Consider the following 6,907-nt stretch of genomic DNA (forward strand, 5'->3'; position numbering starts at 1 on the left):
ACAATACCAGCGCACCGCCCACAGGATCACATCACCCTGGAAATGGCGCCACTTGAAATCCGTCATCGTTCCGTCCGTCCAATCTCCGCCAAGCATGCTCAAGCTTCACGATTTTTGCAACAGAGCCTGTCTGCGTAACCGGCTCAAACGCGTCCACGCACAGCCCCGGGCGCCTTACCGCTGCTCGACATCGTGTACGGAGAGGCATCTGCGCAGGTCAGAGCCCTCGCCAGACGTCTCGCAGCACCATGTCGCCCGGGGGACCGTGGTGATTCATCTGATGCAATACGCAGACTAGCTGCGGCCCTAATAGGTCTTATCGGCCTATTAGGGCTTGCCTGGTCACGGGATGAGCTGGCGCACCTGCTTGGGGGTGGCTGCGAGTCGAGCTACGCCGTCGCTGATGAGCTGGTGTGATCCTGCGCTGGCGGCGCTGGTGATCGGGCCGGGGATCGCTGCGACGTTGCGGCCTGCGGCGTGTGCGATGCGTGCACCGAGCAGTGCGCCACTGCGCGCGCCTGCCTCGGTGATGAGCGTTGTTCCTGCGGCGAGGGCTGCCAGGCGCGAGCGCTCAATGAACCGGAATCGGGTGGGTGCTGCGCCCGGTTCAACTGCGGTGAGCAGCAGCGTGTTCGGTGCGGCCTCGATGGTGTCGATGAGCTGCCGGTGAGCCTCGGGGTAGGGTCGGCCGTGGCCGGATGCCTGCCAGATTATGAGTCGGTCGCCCTGGGCGAGCGCTGCGCGGGCGGCGGCCGCGTTGATGCCGTAGGCGGTGCCCGTCATGGTGACGTAATCGCGTGCGAGGTCAGCGACGAACTCGGCCGTGATCTGCGTGCCGTAGGCGGTGCTGGCGCGCGATCCGTCGATGTTCACGGTCTGGTCGAGCTGGTCGAGCAGCGACAGGTCGCCGCGTGCCCAAATGCGCGTTGGGGCGGTGGTGCCGATAGCGCTCAGTCGGCCGAAGAATGCCGGGTGCGAATGGGCGGTAAGCGTTGCCAGATCAGACATGGTGTGCTCCTTCCGAGCGGGTCGGGGTAGTTCCCCTTATCCCTCACGTTTTTTGCCGTGAAGGCACGAATGTGCCGCGCAGAGAGCGCAGCCGGAGTGCAAGTGACCGTGGAATACCGGAGCGAGCGCAGCGAGCGAGGATATGCCGCGAAAGCACTTGCGCGGAGGTGGGGTCTGAGCTGTAGCGGAACAGTGGTTGGCGCTAAGTCTTCGCGATTGGCTTAGGTTGGTGCCATGCCAGTTGAATTTCTCAGTGATGACCAAGTAGCGGTGTACGGCCAATTCTCAGGTCCGGTTTCACGAGCCGAATTGGAACGGTTCTTCTTTCTTGATGACCGGGATATGGATTTGGTTGGTCGCCGCCGTGGCGAAGGTAGCCAGCTTGGGTTTGGTTTGCAGTTGGGGACACTGCGTTTTCTGGGGACGTTTCTTGATGATCCGGTGGCGGTACCAGAAGCGGTGGTTGACTTCGTGGCATCGCAACTCGGGATCACCGATGGTTCCGTTTTGGGGAGTTACGCAGAGCGGCCAAAAACCCCCTACGAACACCGCTGGGAGATAGCCCGAGTGTATGGGTACCGACGGTTGTCTGAGCCCGAAACGGTCGCCGAATTCAAGAGCTTCCTGACAGCTCGTGCGTGGACGCGGGCCGAGCGGCCGACCCAGCTGTTCGATCAGGGGGTAGCGTGGCTTCGTGCGGAGCAGGTGCTGTTACCGGGGGTGAGTGTGTTGGCCAGACTCGTCGGCGAGGCCAGGGGCGCGGCTGGCGATAGGTTGTATTCGGTGCTGTCGGATCGAGTCTCCCCGGAACTTGGTCGTGGTCTTGATGGTTTACTCACGGTACCGGCTGATTCACGGTCCTCGGGTTGGGAGCGGCTGCGTCGCGCCCCAACTCGAGCCTCGGGCCCGGAGATGGTCCGGGCCTTGGAGCGCGCTGCGGAGATTGCCGGGCTGGGTGTCGGCGACGTTGATCTGGGCGAGATTCCGGCGGGGCGTATCCAGGTGCTTGCACGACAGGGTCTGTCATCGGATGCTGCGGCGCTGCGACGGATGCCGGAACATCGCCGGTGGGCGACGTTGGCGGCCACCGCCGGGGCGTTACAGGTATCGGCGGTTGATGATGCCCTTGACTTGTTCTCCGTTCTGATGGCGACCAAGCTCATCGGGCCCGCAGTGCGCGCATCGGCCAAGGACCGGATGAAGTCCTTGCCTCAGTTGAGGCGGGCATCGGTGACGTTGGCTGCAGCGGCGAAGGTGATGCTCGAATGTGCCGAGGCCCAGTGTACGGGGCTGGACCCGGCTGAGGCGTGGACCCGGTTGCAAGAGGCCATATCGAGGGAGAAGCTAATGTCCGCGGTGGCGACCGTTGCCGAGCTGGCACCCGATGCCGGGGACGACGCGGACCAGGGGCAGGCGGAACTGGTGAAGCGATATGCCACGGTCCGGCCCTTTGTGCCAGCGATCTCCGAGGTTCTGCCACTGGCCGCAACCCCGGCGGGCACTGCACTGTTGACCGCGGTGAAGGGCCTGGGGTTCTTGGTTGGACGCAAGCGGGTTGCCCGGGCAGAGATTGTAGATGAGGTCGTGCTCGGGTCGTGGCGACGGCTGGTGTTTCCTTCTCCGGAATCGCCGGAGGATCCCGTGGATCATCGGGCCTACACGCTCTGCGTGCTCGAGGCATTACATCGGGCGTTGCGTCGTCGGGATGTGTACGTGGTGGATTCTGCCCGGTGGGGCGACCCTCGGGCGCGCCTCTTAGATGGTGAGGCGTGGGAACAGGCCCGTCCCGATGTTCTCACAGCACTGCGATTACAGGACCCCGTTGATGCGCACCTTAGCGACCTTGCCGCACGACTGGACACGGCTTACACGGGCCTCGCCGCCCGGATCCAACCCACTGAAACGACCACAAGCGCTGTCCCTCTTCGTTTGGAAACGGGCCCCGATGGGCGCACGCGAATCCATCAGTCACGGCTGGAAGCGGTGCCGGATCCGGACACGCTGACTGCGTTGCGGGACACCGTCGAGCGAATGCTGCCTCGAGTGGATCTCCCTGACGTACTACTGGAAGTGAACACCTGGACCGGCTATCTGGACGACTTCACCCATCTGGGGATGACGGGGCAGGCCTCCGGTTCCAGGCTCACCGATCTGGCGACCTCGATGGCCGCGGTGCTGATCGCTGAAGGCTGCAACCTTGGGTTCGCGCCGGTTATCAAGCACGGGCATCCGGCACTGAGCCGTCGCCGGCTCTCACATGTGGCGCAGAACTACCTGCGCAGCGATACCCTGGCTGCCGCCAACGCTCGCCTAATCGAGGCCCAGGCCGGTGTTCCCACGGCCCGGGCATGGGGCGGTGGGCTGGTGGCCTCCGTCGACGGGTTGCGGTTCGTGGTCCCGGTCCGCACTCTGGATGCCGGCCCGAATCCACACTATTTTGGTCAGGGCCGTGGCGTGACCTGGCTCAACGCCATCAACGACCAGGTCTCCGGCATCGGGGCCGTGGTGGTGACCGGCACGATGCGCGACTCCTTGCATGTCCTAGATGTGATCCTCAACCGTGATGGCGGAGCTGCACCGCAGATGATCGCGACGGATACCGCTTCCTACTCCGATATCGTGTTTGGGCTCTTCCGTCTGCTGGGCTACCAGTTCAGCCCGCGATTGGCCGACATGCCTGACCAGCGTCTGTGGCGCCTCACCGTTCCCGGCGGGCCCGCTGCTGATTATGGTGTCCTGAACGCGGTCGCGACGAACAAGCTTTCCGCCGGGCGCATCCGGGACCAATGGGCTGACATGCTGCGCGTGGTGGGGTCTCTGCACAGCGGTTCGGTCGCCGGCTATGACCTGTTGCGGATGCTGGGCCGCGACGGCAACCCCACCCCGCTCGGGGCAGCGTTCTCCGATTATGGACGGGCAGCGAAGACTCTGCATCTGCTGGCGATGTACGACCCGGATGATGAGAGCTATCGTCGATCGATCCACGTTCAACTCACCGTTCAGGAATCCCGGCACCGCATGGCACGGAAAATCTTCTATGGCCAGCGTGGGGAACTACGCCAGCGGTACCGTGAGGGTCAGGAGGACCAGCTCGGTGCCCTGGGGCTCGTTTTGAACGCGGTCATCCTATGGAACACCCGCTACATCGACGCTGCCTTGGCCGCACTGCGGGAGCAGGGGCATCTTGTGGATGACAAGGATGTGGCGAGGCTTTCTCCCCTGGGGGACGCGCACATCAATGTCCACGGCAGGTACGCCTTCACCATGCTCTCGGATGGCACCCTCAGGCCGTTGCGTGACCCGACGATTTCCACCGATGACGAATAGGGATGATGGTGAATACGTGAAAAATCGTGGGCAAGTGAATACCACCAAACGGTATTGGAGCCGGTGCTGCCAAGACTTCATGCCCTAGTCCACTGTTGGCATTTAAGCTCATGTGCTCTTGTCACACTTCTTCCCCATGATCATAACTATACCTTTCAAAAGGTATAGTTATGACTATGATTGAGGAGATGACATGACAATGAGTTCAAATCGCCGGTGGGTGTTGTTGGCGACAGTGTCGGCAGGGTTGTTGCTGATCGCGTTGGATAACTCCATTCTTTACACAGCTTTGCCTACCCTGGTGACGGATCTGGGTGCGAGTAGTTCCCAGAGCCTGTGGATCATTAACGCCTATCCGGTGGTGATGGCCGGGCTGCTGCTCGGGGCTGGCACTTTGGGGGACAGGGTGGGGCATCGCAAGATGTTTTTGATCGGGTTGGTGATTTTCGGACTGGCCTCGATTTTGGCGGCGTTCTCACCGACTCCTGAGGTTCTTATCGCTGCCCGGGCGATCCTCGCTGTGGGTGCTGCGGCGATGATGCCGGCGACGCTGGCCCTGATTCGCATCACGTTCGAGGACGAGCGTGAACGCAACGTCGCGGTCGCGATCTGGGGAACCATAGCCGTCGTCGGCATGGCGTTGGGCCCCATCGTCAGCGGGCTATTGCTGCTGAGTTTCCCGTGGGGTGCGGTGTTCTTGATCAATGTTCCCGTAGTCATCCTGGCAGTCATTGCGACTATGATCTTGGCGCCGAAAAACGATCCAGACCGTTCAAAATCGTGGGACTTGATCTCCTCAGTCTTCGCACTGGTGACCCTGGTTGGCCTGGTGATTGCGATCAAGGAAGTAGCTCGGCAGCCTTCCCCTCTAGTGATCATCGCCGTTGTCGCAAGCGTTGCAGGCGGGTGGGCCTTCGTACATCGGCAGGGCAGACTTGAGCACCCATTGCTTGACTTTAAGATCTTCCGTAATCCTGCGTTTACCGCAGGTGTCTTCGCGGCCGGTGTAGCGATGTTTGCCGTCGCCGGTATCCAGCTCATCACGACCCAACGATTCCAGCTCATCGAAGGATTCACACCCCTTGAAGCTGGTCTGCTCGTCGCAGCGGTCGCGGCAGGGACCTTGCCAACGGCGATCCTCGGCGGGAGTATCCTCTGGAAAGTCGGGCTCCTGCCCCTTATTGCTGGCGGATTCGCCCTGAGCGTCCCGGGAGCGGTTCTTGTCTTGTTCAACTTTGACTCGAACTTCGGCATGCTCATCGCTGGCCTTGTGCTCACCGGTGCGGGGTTGGGGGCAGCGATGTCCGTTGCCTCCACCGCGATCATTGGCAACGTACCTGTGAGCCGGGCCGGGATGGCATCCTCCGTAGAGGAAGTGTCCTACGAATTTGGCGGCCTGACCGCCGTAGCAGTGCTCGGCAGCATGCTGAGCGCGATTTACACGGCAACGATCAACGTTCCGGCCGGGATACCCGGCACCGCTGCCGAGAGCTTAGACAGTGCCTTGGCTCTTGCACACGATCGCGGTGAGGCCGGTTCAGAGCTATTCTCAGCCGCTTCCCAGGCCTTCGATGGTGCCTACTTCACGGTCATGATCGTTATTGTCGCAGTCCTCGCCGTTGGTGCAATCCTGACTGGATTCCTGCTCAGGCATAACGGCCCCGCCACCGCACAAACTGACGCCGTTGTCAGCCACTAACCCCTCAGGAGAAAAGCATGAGAACCAGTAACCGGTCAAAGATCCTCGAGGCGGCGGCTCGTGTTGTTCAGCGCGAGGGCATCAGAAGCTTCACCTACGACGCCGTCGCCGAAGAAGCAGGACTGACTAAGGGTGGACTCTTGTACCATTTTGCCTCCCGTGAAGAACTCGTTGAAGCCGTGCACGAACACCTCGCCCAGGAATGGGAGGACGCGATGATTGCCGCCTTGGGGAAACCTGACGACACCGCCACACCAGCGGAGCGTCATGCCGCTTACGCAAAAGTTAACGCGACCGGTGCGAAGCGCGCTGAATTGTTGTTCATCATCGAAGGCTCCACCTCGGCACAGTATTCCGCACAGTGGGAGACCGTCATGGCCAAGTGGGCACCACCAATACCCGCAGCAGACGCGTCCGAAGAAGATCTGGAGCGGTTTATCGTCCGGCTTGCCTCCGATGGGTTGTGGCTCTTCGAGGCGATCACTCATGAACACCTCGATCCGGCACTGCGGCACGCAGTGTCCGAACGTCTCGCCCGAAAGATCACTCGCAATGCCTAACTACCCTCAACCAGCAACCACCACAGCAAACAAGGACAGCACCACCTACCCCCTTACCAGTCCGAGAGGCAAGTCGAGTCTCATGGGGCGGTTGTTTACTCTCGCAACGATCGGCGAAGCCGCCACCTGGGGCGGCCTGCTGATAGGGATGTTCTTGAAGTACGTCACCGAGACGACTGCCCTAGGTGTGATGTCCAGGGACGTTGTTGAGTCGGTCGAAGGGTACGCCGCCAATCGCAGAGTGGTGTCGGTGGTGGTTGTAGAAGTGGAGCCAGCCGGGCAGCGCCAGGCGTCGTTCGGCCTCTGAACCGTA

General features: G+C 61.7%; 4 protein-coding genes and 1 pseudogene. 3 read left to right on the top strand and 2 right to left on the bottom strand.

Annotated features, from left to right (window positions below; genetic code table 11):
- Positions 1-342 precede the first annotated feature (342 nt).
- Positions 343-1,008: a DNA-processing protein DprA gene (locus L6990_RS11570; protein ID WP_190265262.1), complete on the bottom strand. Its 666-nt coding sequence runs from the start codon at positions 1,006-1,008 to the stop codon at positions 343-345.
- Between the two features lie 234 nt (positions 1,009-1,242).
- Here L6990_RS11570 and L6990_RS11575 point away from each other — a divergent pair, with 234 nt between their 5' ends.
- The 3 genes from L6990_RS11575 (at position 1,243) to L6990_RS11585 (ending at position 6,594) form a co-directional block, all read left to right on the top strand.
- Positions 1,243-4,335 carry a Tn3 family transposase gene (locus tag L6990_RS11575; protein ID WP_237204362.1) on the top strand — a complete coding sequence of 1,031 codons (3,093 nt, stop codon included), beginning with the start codon at positions 1,243-1,245 and terminating at the stop codon, positions 4,333-4,335.
- A gap of 193 nt (positions 4,336-4,528) precedes the next feature.
- Complete coding sequence (locus L6990_RS11580) at positions 4,529-6,034, top strand: MFS transporter (protein ID WP_237204363.1); 1,506 nt, start codon at positions 4,529-4,531, stop codon at positions 6,032-6,034.
- A 17-nt stretch (positions 6,035-6,051) separates the two neighbouring features.
- Positions 6,052-6,594, top strand: coding sequence for a TetR/AcrR family transcriptional regulator (locus L6990_RS11585; protein WP_237204364.1), 543 nt, complete (start codon positions 6,052-6,054; stop codon positions 6,592-6,594).
- A 181-nt stretch (positions 6,595-6,775) separates the two neighbouring features.
- Here L6990_RS11585 and L6990_RS11590 read toward each other — a convergent pair.
- A pseudogene (locus tag L6990_RS11590) lies at positions 6,776-6,907 on the bottom strand (IS481 family transposase); the annotation flags it as partial.

Source organism: Rothia endophytica, assembly GCF_928381505.1.
Lineage (GTDB): Bacteria > Actinomycetota > Actinomycetes > Actinomycetales > Micrococcaceae > Rothia > Rothia endophytica_A.